The sequence below is a fragment of the Agathobacter sp. genome, assembly GCF_977054825.1.
This window is the reverse complement of the sequence record NZ_CDRTEH010000002.1, coordinates 85,966-103,512: the sequence shown is the minus strand read 5'-3', so window position 1 is coordinate 103,512 and position 17,547 is coordinate 85,966. Positions and strand designations below refer to the sequence as shown.

Sequence of the window (17,547 nt, the reverse complement as noted above, 5' to 3'; positions counted from 1 at the left end):
TTCCCATAAATTTCCCATATTTATATATTCACGCCCTTTTCAATCGTTATCCTGTGGCTCTACAGAAGCCTTGCGATACTCTGTCGAAAAATCCGGTGCGTAAAGTCTTGATTTCTCATAATGCCGGTGTGCTATGACATCCCCCACAAGCACAATCGCTGTCTTTGTGATATTGTGCTCTCTCGCAGTCTGCTCCAGTGTAGCGACAGTGCACACGTATGCCTCCTCCTGTGGCCAGGTTGCCTTGTATACAATTGCAGCAGGTGTGTCAGCCTCATAGCCTCCCTCAATAAGGCTTTCTGTAAGCTTCCCTAAAAGCCCCGTGCTTAAGTAAATCGCCATGGAAGCGTGATGTGCGGCAAAGCTTGCTATGCTCTCTTTTGGTGGCACCTTCGTGCGCCCCTCCATGCGTGTAATGATGAGCGACTGCGAAATGCCCGGGAGCGTGTACTCGATATTGAGCGATGCGGCAGCGCCAAAGCATGCGCTCACCCCCGGACAGCTCTCATATGGTATCAAAAGCTCATCAAGCTCATCCATCTGCTCACGCACCGCGCCGTATATGCTTGGCTCTCCCGTGTGCAGGCGCACTGTCATTTTCCCGTCTGCCTCAGCAGCTTTCATGACTGCGATGACCTCATCCAGTGTCATTTTTGCACTGTTATATATTTCACAGCTCTCACTTGCATAATCCAAAAGCTGTGGATTAACAAGCGAGCCCGCATAAATTATCACATCTGCCTTTTGTAAAAGACGCATTCCGCGTACTGTTATTAAGTCTGCTGCGCCTGTTCCTGCGCCAACAAAGTAAACCATTTTTCTGCCTTTCTGCTTTTTGCAAGCTCTCCGAATTCGTTTGAATACATGATACAGTCTATCTCAATTCTGCCCTTTGCCCTCTTATCCAGATAAAAGCATATGCGCTCCATCGCATAATCCATCACCTCATAAAGCCTGCCGCTTTCCTTAAGTGCCGCCAAGGCCTCCTCTGTCGTAAAGCTGTCCATAATGCGCTTTATGTAAAAAGGCGCTACACCACACTTAAACGCAAATGCCGTCAATAGCTCTATCCTGCAGTCAGCCTCCCTCGAATGAGTGTTCATGATGCCTCCTGCTACCTTTATGAGCTTTCCTATATGCCCTGTCAAAAGCATCCTCTTAAAGCCCATATCTGCTGCCATATCAATTGTTTCACCGATAAAGTTGGAGCATTTGACACTCCTGTCCAGATCATAGCCATAGCTTTCCTTCATAAAGTCAAGGCCGTAATTTCCCGGAGCGACCGCCACATAATCATATCCAAGCGAATATCTCTGCCTAAGCTCCACCCTTATCGTATCAATAAGAGCCTGTGAGCTCATGGGCTCAACTATACCGCTCGTTCCAAGAATTGATATACCGCCCACTATCCCAAGCCTTGGATTAAAGGTTCTTTGTGCAAGCTCCTTTCCCTTTGGAACCGAGATTGTGATGTCAAGTGTGCCCTTAAAATCCAAAAGTTCACAGACCTCCCTTACCTCTTTTTCTATCATCTCACGCGGCACATGATTGATTGCCGCATTTCCGACAGGCTGGTCTAATCCGGATTTGGTGACTCTTCCCACTCCGTCACCACCGTCTATATTTATGATAGCCAAATCCTGCCTTTTTTTGCATAAAGCAGATGTATCGGAATGCAAAATCCGTACAGAAGCATATATATAGGCTCCGGTGGTCACATCCGGGTCATCCCCTCCGTCCTTTATCACGGCGCAGCTTACCTCGTTTTCACTTCTTTTTATATCTGTGATATCAGCCGTGTAAGCTATTCCCTTAGGTGTCTGAATCGTTATTTTATTTTTAGCCTTTCCGGTTAAAAGCATATATGCCGCCGCCTTTGAGGCTGCCGCAGCACAGCTTCCTGTGGTAAATCCGTATCTCATAATCACTAAATACCTTATCAATCAGCCTCTATCCACCAGACTGTAAATCAATGCATTGCATATAGCTGCCGCGATATTGCTGCCGCCCTTTCGTCCGACATTTACTATGTATGGCACGCCGGTTTCCATAATAAGCTCCTTTGCAGCCTCCACATTGACAAAGCCCACCGGCACACCGATTACAAATGCAGGCTTATATATTCCTTTTTCTATCATATCATACAGCTCTATAAGTGCTGTCGGTGCATTTCCTATCGCAAAAATCACAGGCTTTTCTATCCTTGATGCAAACTCCATGCTTACTGCCGCACGCGTTGTCTGTTTCTCCTTTGCAATAAGAGCGACCTCATCATCTGCCATAAAGCAGTGCGCCTGTCCGCCGAATTTTGCCAGATATTTTTTATTGATGCCTGAAAGAGCCATGTTGGTATCAGTCACTATATCAGCGCCCTCTGATATCAGCTTTTTTGCGATAGCAACGGCGTCCTTAGAGTATTTAAGCGTCTGTACATAATCAAAATCAGCACTCGTGTGTATGACTCTTTTTGTTATCAACTCCTGGTCAGCAGGCAGTGTAATCTGCCTTTCAGACAGCTCATGTGAAATTATCTCAAAGCTTCTCTTTTCAATTTCCATCGGCTTTAGCTGTTTAATTTTTTTCAATGCACTCACCTATCACTTTCAATAATCTTACATTTTCATCATATGTCTTTACCGCAACACGAAAATACCCTTCCGAAAGCCCCACATAGTTGGAGCAGTCCCGTATCAGTATTCCCCTATCAAGCAGTATATCATATAATGGAAGCTTGCTGTAAAACAGTATGAAATCAGCATCACTTTTATATACCTTAAAGCCAAGCTTTTTTAGTCCATCTGACAGCAGCCTTCTTTGTCTTCCCACATACTCCGATGTCTCTTTAATGTATCCTGATTCTCTTATGCATGCCTCTCCTGCCATCTGTGCCAAAACAGACACGTTCCACTCCGGCAGATTTCTTTGAACCTTTTTTCTTATTGTATCATTTTTACTGACCATATATCCAAGCCTTACTCCCGGAATAGCAAAAAGCTTGGTAAAGGCTCTTACAACAATCAGATTGTCATAGTCACATAAAAGTGACAAAACAGAATGCTTTTTTTCACAAAAGCCCATGAAGCATTCGTCTGCCACCACATAAATATGCTTTTCTTTGCAATGCTTTATTATTTGCTTCATGAAAGAGCTGTCTGCAAGGCGCCCTGTCGGATTGTTTGGATTTGCGATAAAAAATATATCTGTATCATCCGTAAGCATATCCATTAAAGCTTCTATCCGTGCAGCAGGAGAAAAATCATTCTGCTCATCCAGCTGGAAATATCTGATATCACAGCCAACTGCCCCAAGTACATGCTCATAGCCGAAAAAGCCCGGAGCTAAAAGCACTGCTTTTTTAGGCTTTATGGCATGAGCTATCGCCATAAAAAGCTCGGAGGCTCCGTTTCCGGGGATTATATCCTCACTTTGTATACTGCAGCCTTGCTGTGTAAAATAACCTGCCACCGCCTTTTTAAGACCGCTGCAAGCTATGTCGGGATATCTGTCTGCATACGAAAGTGCATCACTCATAGCCTCTTTAACAGTATCCGGTATGCCAAGAGGATTGATATTTACCGAAAAATCCATATTTACTTTATTGTTGTATATGTCGCCGCCATGGATGCTTTTCATTCAATTTCTCCACCAATTCTTACATCATTCTTCCATATTCAAAGCCGCATTAAAACAAGACTCATCACCGCCACCGATAAAAGCTCACACAAAAACGCAGTGATATACATCAGCCTGTTTGCACGCTTTATATCCTCGTACTCTATCTCTCGCAGCCTGTCGCCTATGTATTTTTTCTTCACAAGCTTCCCAAAATACACTGCATCACCCGCAAGCTGTACCCTTAAAGCTCCGGCACATACGGACTCTGTCTGGGCTGAGTTGGGGCTTGCGTGATTGAAACGGTCTCTTTTAAAAATACGGTATGCATTTCGTCCATCAAACTGCCTGCCACCGATAAATGCTGCAGTTATCATCAAATATGCACTGATTCTTGCCGGTATGAAATTGACCACATCATCAAGCCTTGCCGCAAATCTGCCAAAATACATATATTTATCATTTTTGTAGCCAAGCATCGAATCCATCGTATTCACGGCCTTGTATACAAAGCCAAGCACCGGCCCGCCGATTGCTGTGTAAAGCATAGGTGCAATCACTCCGTCAGATGTATTTTCAGCTACCGTCTCAACTGCCGCCCTTGTGACGCCTGCCTCATCAAGCACAGATGTATCTCTGCCAACAATCATGGAAACAGCCCTTCTTCCTGCATCAACTCCGTCTGTACTTAGTGCATCGTACACCCTCATGCTCTCCACACGAAGACATTTTGTGGCAAGAATCTGCCAGTTCATGACAGCATCTGCTATTACCCCGGCATATAAATTTATGCTGTATGCTGCCACAAGAATCATCGCTGATACTATAAAAGTGGCAATAATCACTGTGAAAGCAAGAAGCACGCCTCTTTTATATTTTGTTAAATTTGCTTCATTTTCAGAGCTATTATATCTGACATCACTATTAAGTCTCTTATCGAGAAAAGAAATGAGTGAGCCGATAAGCCTGACCGGATGCGGTATAAAATGCGGATCCCCTATTAATAAATCAAGCACAAAGCCTGCTATAAATGCAATAATATGATAACACATATGTTAATCCTTCTTAAACAAACCCATTAATAAATTTATTTTAAAATGTGTATTGGTGGTGGTTCTTAATAATTACAAAAATATATAAATCATAGCGATATGGGCTGTATTTCATTAAACACTATCTCATCGCCCTCAACCGCCACCTCGCACGAGTAGCCACAGCCGTTTTTCACCTGATAATCATAGTAATCCATATCACAGTAATGGCTCATTATCGCCATGATAGTTCCCCCATGCACAAAAAACACTATCTGTATCTCTTTATCAGACACAGCCCTCCTAAGCTCTAACGCCTGTGCGAGTGCACTCTCAAAGCCACCTATGCTTCTTTTACAGAAGTTTTCCCTGCTCTCTCCGTTTGGAAAGGCAAGTGTACCACCACTGTCAATCCATGCCTGATATGATTCCTTGAAACGTACATCTGTGCTAAGCTCCTTATAGCTTTTAAGCTCCCATTCCCCGAAATCCATCTCTGCAAACTCTTTTACGGTATGAATTTTATGGTGTTTTGAAGCCGGCAAAATAATCTCTGCCGTCTGTTTGCAGCGCTTCATTGGGCTTGTAATAATTATCTGCTCCTTTAGGCTGTTTTCCTCTAAAGCCTTGTATATACCATTATCAAGCGCTTTTTTAAGCTCAAAAACCCCGGCTTCATCGAGTGGCTCATCTGTCCTGCCCAGATATCTGTGCTCTCTGTTTGAGGCTGTGCAGCCGTGTCTTATAAAAATACAGTTTATTTTATTTTCTGACCGATTCCACATATTACGCGAACCACCTCGTCTGCTTTTTTTGCAAGCAGTATCTCAGCTCTGCCTGTCTGCTCCCTGTACTCTCTCTCAAACGCATCAAGAGGCACTATGCCGTTTCCAATCTCATCGGCAATGACTATTGTATCCGGATTTTCCTCTGCAAACTGCATGAATTTCAAAACATATTCCTGCAGCGAAAGCTTATTCTCAAGCACCGCCCTGATAAAATAATGGAATTTATCTATTATGAGTACCCGCTCATCATCGACAGCAAAATCCCATGGCCATTCCATGTTTGATGCCTTATCATTGCAGGCATTATCTTTTAGAAAAAAGCAGTCGTACACATCATATTTTTCTGATTCTTCTATCATATTTTCAAGCACATAATCAAGCTTTCCCTGTGCCACTCCGCCTATCACAAGCTTCATATTTTCTCCAATCCCAGTGCCACTGCCACTGCTATGGCGCACTCACATATACACACAAAATACCCTGCCGTATCGCCGGTGATGCCGCCAAGCTCCTTTTTGGTTTTCACATAATAATACCAAAAGCTAAGTGCTGCCGCAATGATCATAGCCACCGCATAAGGCAGTGACACAATAAACAAAACAGCTATACACAGTGCAAGCTGGATGTAAAGCGCTGCCCTGACAATCGTCCTGTGTGCAGTGTCCGCAAACATAAATAACAATCCATCGCTTTTTGCCGATTTAAATGACACAACAGCTATCCCGCTTAAGCACCTTGTGATGAAAAAGCCTGCACAAAAAACAATAAATGCTTTATCATCCATTATCTGAGAAAATGCTCCCATGAATAATAATCCGTAGGCTGCAAGCATTATAACGGCAAACGCCCCTATATGCGAATCCTTAAGTATTGCAAGCTTTTCCTCCCGCGGTTTGTATGAATGAAATGCATCCATTGTATCCATAAAACCATCTATGTGAAAGCCTCCCGTAACCGCTATCGGAATCAGCGCACCTACGCATACATAGCAGATATCCGCCACTCCAAAATGAGAGTATATATATCTCCACAGCATAAGAAGCAGTCCGATCACAGCTCCTATCCACGGAAAGAATACCAGCATGTACTTCATGTCGTCATCCTTCCATTTGAATTGTGGCATAGGTATCTTTGAATACATGGAAAAAGATACTATGCACGACCTTATTAGCTTCATAATACACTTAACCTCCACACTGCTTCACTTAACCGCAACAGGAATGCCTGCAACCACCTCAATGACACTCTCTGCCATAGCCGCAAGCCCTCTGTTTACAATTCCCATTGCCTTTATGTAATTCATCGTTGATTCATCATAGCAGACTCCGTCTTCAAATACATTGTTTGTCACAATTACAAGCTCTGCAACATTTTCACTTAAGATACTTACATCTTTTAACACCTTTTTGCTCACACGGCTGATTTGAGCAGTATCATAATCCTTCATATTATCAGGTTCATCCAATGCCTCTTTTTTAACCCCGGCTTCCTTAGTATCGGAAGCATCTACAGGTGGAAACATCTCATTTGCCACAAGGTTTGACATACACTCAAGCAGTGCTGACCGCCCTGCTTTTAAACAATTTTCTGATTGCAGCTTAGAAACCGCATCCTGGATATCACGAGGCTGTTCTATAGTAATAAAGCCTTTTCCGGCACGAAGCCTTCTGTGCCTGTCTATCTTACGCTGCCCCTCATCATCAAATACCTGCATGGTGGCAATGTAATATTTTTCTTTGCATCCTTTTTTATTTGACGCGTGACAAATATATTTTTCTGCATATGCTGATTTGCCGCTTCCGCTGCCGCCTGTTATAAGTGTAATCATCTATACGTACCTCTCATACTGTGATACCGAGATATCGTCAAAGGTTGTACGCCCCTTGTATACGCTAAGCGCCATATCCAAAAGCAAAAACATCATCACGGCGCCTGTTCCCTCTCCAAGCGCAAGGGAAGCTCTTATGACAGGCTTTACGGAAAGCGCCTCACATAAAAGCGCCACTGCAGGCTCTTTCCCCTCATGGGATGGAATGATAAAATCAACAGCTCCCGGAAGAAGCCTTTCTGCTGCCAATGCTGAAACCATGCTTATCACACCGTCCAGCACAACAGGAATATGATATATTGCACCACCTATACACACTCCGACAAGTCCTGCAATATCAAGGCCTCCGACTGTCATAAGTATCTCAAAGGCATCCTTATTATACAAATCATACTTTTCTATTGCGTCCTCAATTACACAGATTTTCCTCTCAAGCCCACTGTCGCTTAGGCCAGCACCTCTTCCTGTCACTGTGGCCACATCGCACCTTAGCATGGCGGCTGCCATTGCTGCGCTGGTGGTGGTGTTTCCTATCCCCATCTCACCGGTTGCAATAATTCTGTAGCCGTTTGCCTTGCACTCCCTAACTATATCTATACCTGCTGCAATCGCTTCAAGTGTCTCTGCCTCTGTCATGGCAGGCTCCTTTGCAAAGTTTCTTGTGCCCATACGCACCTTTCTTTGAAGCAGCCCTTTAACACTCTCGTCACTGTTTATTCCTATATCCACAGGAATTGTATCAGCCCCTGCAGTCATTGCCATGCGTCCGACAGATGAGGCCTTCCTTGCCATGGATTTTGCAACTGCAAGTGTCACCTCCTGTCCGGACTGGCTGATGCCCTCAGCAACCACACCATTGTCCGCACACATCATTATGACAGCCTTTTTTGAGATATCTATATTTTCATCTCCCAAAACAGCGCCGATTTGTGCCGTTAAAGGCTCAAAATCACCCATGCCGTCGAGCGGCTTTGCCACCGAATCCCAGTTTGAACGGATTTTTTTGTACATTTTTTCATCTGGTGGAGTTATCTTTAATTTTTTTAATTCTTCAACTGTAAAATCAATCATATCTTGCCTCTCGAAGCATGCCGTACACTGCATCCATATCCAGATACTCCCTCAGTGTATCCGCAAGCCTGTCATACTGTTTTTCCTTGAAGCTCTCATAGCTTACAATAGCGCTGTCATTCACATCAATGCCCTTTTTATCGGCAATATAATCCACTATCACTTTTGCGGCCTCTGCAGTGTCAAAAATGCCGTGGATGTACGAGCCATACACATTTCTGCCATCAGATATGACATTATTTAACTCATTTTTCCTGTCAGCACAAGATACCTGCTCATCCATATCTGCGCAATACATGCTCTTTCCCATATGTATCTCATAGCCCAAAAAGTGACAGCCTGAAAGCCTGCTCAATACACCGTCAACCTGTGCTATTTCACCGCTTGTCTGCAGCCGTGTCTTACTATTTTTTTGAACGGTATCTATAGGAAGAAGCTCCATGCCACGCATAAAGCCTCCCTCCTCGACACAGTCAGGGTCGGCTATTGAAGCTCCCAGCATCTGATAGCCTCCGCATATTCCAAAAACCGGTATCTCACAGGAGAGCTTTTTGACAGCGGCCTCAAGTCCGTTTTGTCTCATCCACAAAAGATCACCCATCGTATTCTTGCTTCCCGGCAGAAATACAATATCAGGATGACGCAGCTCATTTACTGTTGTCACATACCTCACTGTCACCTCCGGCATCTGTTCAAAGACATTGAAATCCGTGAAATTTGATATTCTCGGGTATCTGATAACCGCTATATCAATAAGCCCGTCTGTCTTTTTGTCAAAGCGCTCTGTCAGGCTGTCCTCATCCTCAAGCTGTACATCCATATATGGAACCACTCCGGTGACAGGCACCCTGCCCCTCTCCTCAAGCATCTGTATACCGGGGTCAAGGATTGTCTTGTCACCACGGAATTTATTTATAATAAGCCCGCAGACACGCTCCTTTTCCTCAGGAGTTAAAAGCATAAGCGTGCCGAGAAGCTGGGCAAAAACGCCACCTCTGTCTATATCCCCCACGAGCAGCACCGGTGCATCCACCATATGCGCAAGCCCCATGTTTACAATATCATTTTCCTTCAGATTTATCTCCGCCGGGCTTCCGGCGCCCTCAATCACTATGATATCCGCATACTCCTCAAGCTTTTTAAATGCCTTTTTTATATCCGGTATGAGAGTTTTCTTGTATGCAAAATACTCTCTCGCCGGCATGTTCTTAAGCACCCTTCCGTTTACAATCACCTGTGAGCCTGTGTTATTTGTAGGCTTTAAAAGAATAGGATTCATGCACACCATAGGCTTGATGCCTGCTGCCTCAGCCTGCATCACCTGGGCCCGTCCCATCTCAAGTCCTTCGTCTGTTATATAAGAGTTGAGCGCCATGTTCTGTGATTTAAACGGTGCCACCCTGTATCCGTCCTGTCTGAAAATGCGGCACAAGCCCGCAACAAGAAAGCTCTTGCCTGAATTGGACATTGTACCCTGTACCATAATTACCTTTGCCATATCTTTACCTGCTGTCTGAATTTATGTGATAAACTGTTGCTTAATCGTCATGAAATGGAATTTTTATAATTTTCCCTGTAGAGGCTGCATACTCATAAAGCCTGCTGTTAAACTGCTCATATGTGCCAAACTCTGTTCTGTCACATATGACGCCCTCGCATGCATCAATAAGCTCCTTTGCCTTTTCAATAAGGGCATCGTCTACAGGCTCAAACCCCTTTGCGCTGACAAGCTCTGTCGCAAGAGCCTTTGCCGCAGGATAATCCAGATCATTTTCATAGATGATTCCTGTCGCAAACGGGATGCCCTTTCGCTGCAAGCTTCTGAAGCTTTTCCTGCCCAGGCCGCCTCCTGCTATGACAAATACCCTTGCCCTTCCATCCGGTTTTTCAAGCTCCAAATCCTCTCCTGTTTCATCAAAGCTTCCGGCTTTAATTCCAAAAAGCCCGGAAACATATGAGTCTGTAAATACCTCCTCAGGAGTGCCGTATCTGTCCACATATCTGCCATCTATACACATGATATGGTCTGACACGCGCTTTGCCATATCAAGCTCGTGAAGAGACATAATAACTGTAAGGTTCTTCTGTCTTTTAAGCCTTTGAAGTATTGATAAAAACTCAAGCTTGTACTTTATGTCAAGATACGAGGTAGGCTCGTCTAACACTATAATCTCCGGCTGCTGGCATATGGCTCGCGACAACATGACACGCTGCCTTTGTCCATCGCTTATTTTTGTAAAATCCTTATCCCTTATCTGTGATACGTTGACCAGCTCCATCGCCTCATCCACAGCCTTTTTGTCCTCATCCGAAAGTACTCCGAACCGCCCTGTATATGGATATCTGCCCGTCGCAACCACATCATAGCAGGTCATAAGCTCTGTCTTTAGCTTATCGGTGAGCACAACAGCCATTTTCTTTGCAAATTCATTGCCGTTCATCGTCACTACATCACTTTTATCGAGATATACTGTACCGCTCACAAGCGAAAGCTGTCTTGCAATGCTCTTTAAGATAGTCGATTTCCCGGCACCGTTTGGTCCGATTAATGTGAGAATCTCTCCCCTTTTCAGGGAAAAATCAATATTTTCAATGAGCGGCCTGTTATCATATCCAACGGCCAGCTTTTGTGCAGTAAAATAATATTCCATCAGACATTTTTCTCCTTGCCACGTCTTATCATGATAAAAAGCACTACCGGTGCACCAAATACTGCCGTAACCGTGCTGATACTAAGCTCCGTAGGCGCAAACATCATCCTCGCAAGCAAATCGCAAAACAGGCAGAACACCGCTCCACCAAGGAAGCAGGCCGGTATCATATATATAGGCTTTGTGCTCTTTAGCATGCTTTTTACTATGTGTGGCGCAGCTATTCCGACAAACGATATCGGTCCCGCAAACGCCACTATACATGCGGAAAGCAGGCTTGAAAGCAGCACCAGAAGCACCCGGATACGCTTTATGTTTACACCCAGGTTTACGGCATATGACTCTCCGAGCTGATATGCCATAAGAGGCTTTGACATGATAAAAACAAAGATAAATGTGATTCCCACCACAATGCTCATCACCCCGACACTGTCCCAGGTCATGCCCGAAAAGCTTCCCCTCGACCAGTTGTGCAGGTTTACTATGTCTGAATCATCTGCAAATGTCACCACAAACTCGGTAACTGCAGAGCATATGTAGCCTATCATGACACCGCTCACCACAAGCATTGACATGCTGCTTACCTTTCTTGAAATGATAAGCACAAAGCCCATCGAAAGCATTGCTCCCAAAAACGCTGCTGCAATCATGGCAAGCGAGCTCACGCGTATGGCGTTTCCAAGCAAAAATACCATAACAAGTGCCACAACCATCTTGGCTCCCGAAGATATGCCAAGCACAAAAGGGCCTGCGATTGGATTATGAAAAAAGGTCTGCAAAAGGTAGCCTGCAAGCGCTAATGCCCCGCCCAATATCATCGCAGCGATAGCTCTTGGCATACGGATATCCCACACAATACGCCCCACCCTGTCTGAGTGGTCATAAAGTGTCTCAAATGCAGCCTTAAATGATATGTGTACAGTTCCTATACACACATTCATGATAAGCAATATGATAATTAAGATTATAAGGATAATAAATGTTGTAAAACACCTTATTTTTCTGGTTTTTTCCATGTTGTAGCTCCGCTTTTATCTTTTACGCTATTGGTTTTTCCTGCACACCTATCTGAGCTTAAACAGATATTTCATGCCACTGTCGGGTGCACCTGTAATCATCGAATGCATATCATCAATCATATATCCGATGGACATAGACTGCTGATACATATCGTTCGTGGTACAAAATACATTGCCGTCTTTGACAGCCCTAAAATCAGCAAGCACCGGACACTTATCCAAAAGCTCAGCTATACTCTTCACTCCGCCGTCTATTGCACTGTTATATATCAGATAGTCCGCATCTATTGCTCCATTGTAGAAATCCTCCAGCTGCATATTCATGGTTGACCTGCCTGTATCGTCGTCATTTGATGCATCAAAAATATATTCTCCACCGGCGAGCGAAATCATCTTTGGCACATAGTCTGTGCTTTTGCGCACCTGAATTTGTCCATTGGACGTGATATAGAAAAATGCAACTGTCGGTGTGCTATCATCATTTGCAGCTGAATCACCATCTGTCTTTGCGATGCGATTTACGATATCCACCTGCTCATTAAAAAGCTCATCGGCCTTTTCATCCCGGTCTGTGAGTGCTCCGAAAAACTTCACCCACTCCACTCTGCCAAGCGGCTCCTCCTCATAGCTTGAGTACTCAATTATTGAAGGGATATCAAAGCTTTTAAGCTTTTCCGTCACCTGTGGTGAATGGGTAATCATAGTATTTTCTATGGCAAGAGAACAGTTTTCCGACACCAGAAGCTCGTAATCAGGCTTTGAATATTTGCCGGCATAAAGCATTTTGCCACTTTCAAGAGCCTCACTTGCGCTGTCAATGTACCAGCTGTCACTGTCAAGCCCCGAAAATTTAATAGTGTCCACTGCATCAAGCTTATCAAACATATCCATTACCCCTGATGCGACCAGATACAAATCACTTACAGGCTCCTTTAATACAATGATATCTTTGTCAATATCCTTTGGAGTCTTTTTGCCCTTTGGTACGGTAAGTATTTTGGTACCGTCCTTTGTCGTAAGTATCTTGTATCCACCCTCATAATAGTCAACAGAAAAATTCTTTGCATATAAAAGCTTCATACTGCTCTTATATATAAGACCGTTTTGTGCCTCTGCCTCAGCCTTCGATTCGGTATTCCCTGAATCGGAAGAAGGACTGTCACAGCCTGACAGCCAGAACAGTCCTATAATTGATATCATTATATATATAATTATCTTTTTTCTTCCATGCATAGCTTAATTACTCTCCATCCTCACCAAGCACCTCTGTAGCAGAATCTGAGTGGAAGGTAAGTGTGTACTCAACCTCATGTGGTTTGCTCATGGCAACTGTATCTCCGATAACCTGCATAGGTGTATCAAGCTTAACCGGAATTTCAAATACAGAATTGCCATCTGTATTTACAGGCATGTATTTTTGTCCGTCAACTATCATATAGTCATAGTTTGGACTGCTCCACTGCACAGTTGCAGTGGCAGCTCCACCGCTTATAGTCACCTCGGCAGGTGATGCGATGCTTGCCTTACCGCTTCCGCCCTCGAAATCGAGATTGATATTGTATGTTCCGTCAGGAAGCTGCTCTCCTGCACTCTCAGATACGCTTGCATCTGCGTCCGCAGGTGTGGCATTTGAGACCTTTACCTTGTGGTCATACCATTTGCCCTTTGTACCGATAAGTGCAAGGTCAAATTCCTCATCCAAAACAGGAACCGGTATATCAAACGCATTGACCTCCTCAGTTGTGCCATCGCCGTAATCGACAGTCTCAACAGTTGGCTCTAAAAGCTCTGCATTGTCCTTTGAGGCATCCTTTGCTGTTCCCAAAAAGAGATTTACAATGTGTGTGGATGTGAGAGCAACATGTATTGTTGCCTTGCCATCCTTCACGGTGAGTGTGCCTTTGTTGTCATATGCATCATTCACATGGAACATTGAGCTGTCTGTAGTAAACTCTGCTGTATATGTACCATCCGAAAGTGCTATCTTTTCTGTTTTTTCAGCCTTTTTTGTACTCTCTGTCGCATCCTGTACTGCTTTTTTGCTTTCTGTGTCAGGCTTTGTATTCTTATTGCCGCAGGCTGATAAGCTCATGGCACAAACCAGTGTCATTGCAACAATACAAGTGAACTTGTTTCTAAATAAATTTCTCATGTCTGATATACTGCTCCTGTTATTTTATAGCTTCCCCACTATACATTTAATTAACTGCTATTTGCTCAGGGCTGCTGCTGTATGCTCAACATAAAGCTTCTGGATGCCCTCAATCTCACCAAGTCCGTTAATCTGTGTATCGATTTTATCGAACTTTCCTGATGCCTTAAACTGTGAAAGCCATGAATCATCATCACTTCCTGCCATATCATTGTTGGCATGGTCTCCTGCAACAACCATAAGCGGGCGAAGAATGACGTTCTTGTAGCCGGCGGCTGACACCTTCTCAATGACAGACTCACATGATGTATCCTCCGGCTCACCCTCTACAGTTCCGATAAATACGTTCTCATAACCCAAAGCTGTCATCTGGCTCTGCATCTGGCTGTATGAAATCTTTGCTGTATGGCTTGTTCCGTGTCCCATGAATACAAATGCTGTGCCCTCTTCCTTTGCAGCATCAAGGCTGTCATAGCCTGCCTTTTCTACTGCTTCCTTTGTAAGAATTTCTGCAACGGCCTTTTTATCCTCATTTATAGCAGTTGCATCACTTCCAACCTCACCAAGGAGTGGCTCTGCAATCTTTACAGACTCAAATTTATCCTTGTACTTCTCTACTGCCTCTGAAAGCTCATCATACTCTGCTCCATGCATCAGATGTGTAGGCTGTACCACAAGATTCTTTACACCATTTTTGACCGCACGCTCAAGTGCCTGATCCATATTGTCAATCTTCTCGTCATCTCTTGCCTGTACATGATTGATGATAATCTGCGCAGTGAAGGCTCTTCTGACTGACCAGTCAGGATTTGCTGCTGCTATAGCATCCTCCACACCCTTGATATCAGCCACACGGCTGTCGTTGAAGGATGTACCAAAGCTTACTACAAGAATCTCGTTCTCGCCGATATCATCCTGGTTTCTCGGATCATCCTTTGAGGCATCTCCTGTATCTCTGCCGAAATAGTCAGGATCTGCATTCTCACCCTCTACAAGCTCCTTCTGTGCGTCTGTGAGCTTGTCCCAAGCCTCCTTAGCCTCCTTGCACTGCTTATCTGTATCATCTGTTCTCTCCTGCACGTAGATTGCATCGATTAAATCTGCCACATGCATTGCTGCCTCCTGATCTGCGTTTGCGCTTGTCTCACTCTCTGAAGCCTTAGATGCCTGTGTATTATTTTTAGCATCATCTGCCTTGCTGCCACAGCCGGTCACTGCTGTCATAGCCATAACTGCTGCCATCAGTACTACTACTAATTTCTTTTTCATGTTTTCTCCTTTTCATTTTCCTTGCAGCTGTTAAGCTGCACATTATTAAAATATGTAAGACGAAAACATTTAAAGTGTCAAAAATAAAAGCTCTTTGTACTATTATGTCAAAGAGCTATACATGTCAAAATCCTTCTAACTCAGACTATACGGCTATCATAGCCTTGTCTGTAATCATAATTATTTCATCACGTACAGCCAGTTACTCGTGGCTTGAAACACTATTGTTTCCGTACAACACAAAGGCAGGTCTCCCGGCTTATATATCATCGCTTCGGCCGTCTTCCCGGTTGCCCAGTGACCTCTCGGCCGTCACTCCTTAATTACGGTGACGAGTTCGTACAGGATTTACACCTGTTTCCCTTTTCACCGGAGCCAGCCTCACATCACTTGTCATAAATCTGATAAAAATGCTTGTCTGCTCCGACACCTTTATGCTACATATTCAGTTTCTTTGTGCGCTGCTTACGCAATCGCCTGGATTATTATATTACATCCTGCTATATTATTCAACTGATTTTTGTAACCAACTGCTGCCTACTGCTACAATAGTGGTGCAAAAAGCTGCAAAATACTCTGCAGCAGCCTGCCCGCAAATGAGATATCATTTGTGCTTTCCTCATCCATCTCCTCAGAGACTGCAAACGTCTCTATCGCATCCTCTTTTATTTTTCCGATGCACTGAGTCCTGTACATGTATACAAAATCCTCAAAATTCCAGTACATACTCCTGAAATCCAGATTACATGTGCCAACTATCGCAGTATCATCATCTGCCACTATACACTTTGAATGTATAAAGCCGGGTGTGTAAAGGTATATTCTCACCCCCGCCTCAATAAGAGGCCTGAAATTGGCTTTTGTCTGCAGATAAATCAGCTTTTTATCGGGAATCTTAGGTACAACAATGCGCACATCAATGCCTGCTCTGGCTGCCGATATCATAGCATGCGACAGCTCCGTTCCAAGTATCAGGTACGGTGTAAAAATATAAACATATTTTTTAGCTCTTGAGATGATACTCACATAGAGATTCTCCCCTACATCATCATGCTCAAGCGGCGAATCGCAAAACGGCTGGACAAAGCCGCTTTCCTCTGACCGGCTGAAGGTATTGTGTGGATTTAGATATTCATCATGCACAGCATTGTCCTTATTTATATAATTCCACATCTCAAGGAACATCGTCGTGAAACTGTTTACACACTCTCCCTCCACACGTATACCGGCATCCTTCCAGTATCCAAACCTGATTTTTTTGTTGATGTACTCATCTGCTATATTGTAACCACCGGTATGCGCCACACGTCCATCTACCACCAGTATTTTTCTATGATCCCTGTCATTCATAATTACTGAAAGCACGGGCTTATATGGATTGAAGCGTCTGGTCTGTATTCCGATGCTCTCCATCTCCTTTATAAAGTGTGGCGGAATAGCATTTATACTGCCAAAATCATCATATATGATTCTGACGACAACTCCATGCTTTACCTTTTCTTTGAGTATATCAAGTATCTGATCAAGCATAACTCCGCTGCCGATTATGAAATACTCCATAAAGATAAACCTTTCAGCCGACCTTAAGTCTTTTAAAATGCTCGCAAAAGCCTCCTCACCTGACTTAAAGTACTCTGTGCAGTCTTCAGCATAAAGTGGATACCTCTGATTTTGAGTGATAAGCCGGCTCTGTCTGTATGCATCCATGTCCGTCTGTCTGAGCGTCTCATTTAGCAGCTCGTTCTCAGGCCTAAGCGGTGCATATGCCTCCACGATTCTTGCCATTCTTTCTCGCGTCTTTGACGTAAGCTCCGGTCTGCCGAAAAAGAAATAGCATGGAATACCCACGATTGGAACACTCAGTATCAAAAATATCCATGACATTTTTATATACATTTTCATCCGCCTGTTGACAATATAAAGCGAAAGCAATATAGCTGCCACATACAGCAGATCCTGAAACACCCTGCTGGCAACAGATGCCGTATAAAATAAAAAGAACCACCATATCATCTGTATGATTATTATTGTTGAAACGATAAAAAGCTTTGAAAGCAGTTTTTGTAATACTTTTCTCATCTGAGCCTACCTTAAAATTACAATCTTTAAACAAAATATTACTATAT

17 protein-coding genes and 1 riboswitch are annotated in these 17,547 nt (G+C 43.8%); all 17 genes read right to left on the bottom strand.

The window, feature by feature from the left end; all coding sequences use genetic code 11:
* Positions 1 to 39: 39 nt before the first annotated feature.
* Complete coding sequence (gene cobM / locus ACW6PM_RS02630; protein WP_456056141.1) at positions 40 to 816, bottom strand: precorrin-4 C(11)-methyltransferase; 777 nt, start codon at positions 814 to 816, stop codon at positions 40 to 42.
* Positions 774 to 1,922: a cobalt-precorrin-5B (C(1))-methyltransferase CbiD gene (gene cbiD / locus ACW6PM_RS02625; RefSeq protein WP_456056140.1), complete on the bottom strand. Its 1,149-nt coding sequence runs from the start codon at positions 1,920 to 1,922 to the stop codon at positions 774 to 776. The genes cobM and cbiD overlap by 43 nt, the downstream gene beginning before the upstream one ends.
* A gap of 21 nt (positions 1,923 to 1,943) precedes the next feature.
* Positions 1,944 to 2,558 (bottom strand): precorrin-8X methylmutase, encoded by a 615-nt coding sequence (locus ACW6PM_RS02620; protein WP_442877693.1) that lies wholly within the window; start codon positions 2,556 to 2,558, stop codon positions 1,944 to 1,946.
* Between the two features lie 13 nt (positions 2,559 to 2,571).
* The gene (locus tag ACW6PM_RS02615) at positions 2,572 to 3,633 is read right to left on the bottom strand and encodes a pyridoxal phosphate-dependent aminotransferase (RefSeq protein ID WP_456056139.1); all 1,062 of its coding nucleotides are present in this window, start codon (positions 3,631 to 3,633) and stop codon (positions 2,572 to 2,574) included.
* A gap of 38 nt (positions 3,634 to 3,671) precedes the next feature.
* Positions 3,672 to 4,664 carry an adenosylcobinamide-phosphate synthase CbiB gene (gene cbiB / locus ACW6PM_RS02610; RefSeq protein ID WP_456056138.1) on the bottom strand — a complete coding sequence of 331 codons (993 nt, stop codon included), beginning with the start codon at positions 4,662 to 4,664 and terminating at the stop codon, positions 3,672 to 3,674.
* A gap of 89 nt (positions 4,665 to 4,753) precedes the next feature.
* Complete coding sequence (locus ACW6PM_RS02605; RefSeq protein ID WP_456056137.1) at positions 4,754 to 5,428, bottom strand: histidine phosphatase family protein; 675 nt, start codon at positions 5,426 to 5,428, stop codon at positions 4,754 to 4,756.
* Positions 5,401 to 5,847 (bottom strand): bifunctional adenosylcobinamide kinase/adenosylcobinamide-phosphate guanylyltransferase, encoded by a 447-nt coding sequence (locus ACW6PM_RS02600; RefSeq protein WP_456056136.1) that lies wholly within the window; start codon positions 5,845 to 5,847, stop codon positions 5,401 to 5,403. The genes ACW6PM_RS02605 and ACW6PM_RS02600 overlap by 28 nt, the downstream gene beginning before the upstream one ends.
* Positions 5,844 to 6,608: an adenosylcobinamide-GDP ribazoletransferase gene (locus ACW6PM_RS02595; protein ID WP_456056135.1), complete on the bottom strand. Its 765-nt coding sequence runs from the start codon at positions 6,606 to 6,608 to the stop codon at positions 5,844 to 5,846. The genes ACW6PM_RS02600 and ACW6PM_RS02595 overlap by 4 nt, the downstream gene beginning before the upstream one ends.
* Before the next feature lie 24 nt (positions 6,609 to 6,632).
* The gene (locus ACW6PM_RS02590; protein WP_456056134.1) at positions 6,633 to 7,259 is read right to left on the bottom strand and encodes a bifunctional adenosylcobinamide kinase/adenosylcobinamide-phosphate guanylyltransferase; all 627 of its coding nucleotides are present in this window, start codon (positions 7,257 to 7,259) and stop codon (positions 6,633 to 6,635) included.
* Positions 7,260 to 8,330: a nicotinate-nucleotide--dimethylbenzimidazole phosphoribosyltransferase gene (gene cobT / locus ACW6PM_RS02585; protein WP_456056133.1), complete on the bottom strand. Its 1,071-nt coding sequence runs from the start codon at positions 8,328 to 8,330 to the stop codon at positions 7,260 to 7,262.
* Positions 8,323 to 9,828, bottom strand: a complete 1,506-nt coding sequence (locus ACW6PM_RS02580; RefSeq protein WP_456056132.1) for a cobyric acid synthase — start codon at positions 9,826 to 9,828, stop codon at positions 8,323 to 8,325. The genes cobT and ACW6PM_RS02580 overlap by 8 nt, the downstream gene beginning before the upstream one ends.
* Positions 9,829 to 9,868: 40 nt before the next feature.
* The gene (locus ACW6PM_RS02575; RefSeq protein ID WP_456056131.1) at positions 9,869 to 10,981 is read right to left on the bottom strand and encodes an ABC transporter ATP-binding protein; all 1,113 of its coding nucleotides are present in this window, start codon (positions 10,979 to 10,981) and stop codon (positions 9,869 to 9,871) included.
* A complete protein-coding gene (locus tag ACW6PM_RS02570; protein WP_456056130.1) occupies positions 10,981 to 11,997 on the bottom strand; it encodes a FecCD family ABC transporter permease in 1,017 nt (338 codons plus the stop codon). The genes ACW6PM_RS02575 and ACW6PM_RS02570 overlap by 1 nt, the downstream gene beginning before the upstream one ends.
* Positions 11,998 to 12,045: 48 nt before the next feature.
* Positions 12,046 to 13,233, bottom strand: a complete 1,188-nt coding sequence (locus tag ACW6PM_RS02565; RefSeq protein ID WP_456056129.1) for an ABC transporter substrate-binding protein — start codon at positions 13,231 to 13,233, stop codon at positions 12,046 to 12,048.
* Positions 13,234 to 13,240: 7 nt separating this feature from the next.
* Positions 13,241 to 14,152, bottom strand: coding sequence for an iron transporter (locus tag ACW6PM_RS02560; RefSeq protein WP_456056128.1), 912 nt, complete (start codon positions 14,150 to 14,152; stop codon positions 13,241 to 13,243).
* 57 nt (positions 14,153 to 14,209) lie between these two features.
* A complete protein-coding gene (locus ACW6PM_RS02555) occupies positions 14,210 to 15,421 on the bottom strand; it encodes a sirohydrochlorin cobaltochelatase (RefSeq protein ID WP_456056127.1) in 1,212 nt (403 codons plus the stop codon).
* 227 nt (positions 15,422 to 15,648) lie between these two features.
* A riboswitch (cobalamin riboswitch) is annotated at positions 15,649 to 15,828 on the bottom strand.
* Between the two features lie 136 nt (positions 15,829 to 15,964).
* Positions 15,965 to 17,500 carry a cardiolipin synthase gene (gene cls / locus ACW6PM_RS02550; RefSeq protein WP_456056126.1) on the bottom strand — a complete coding sequence of 512 codons (1,536 nt, stop codon included), beginning with the start codon at positions 17,498 to 17,500 and terminating at the stop codon, positions 15,965 to 15,967.
* Between the last annotated feature and the right edge of the window lie 47 nt (positions 17,501 to 17,547).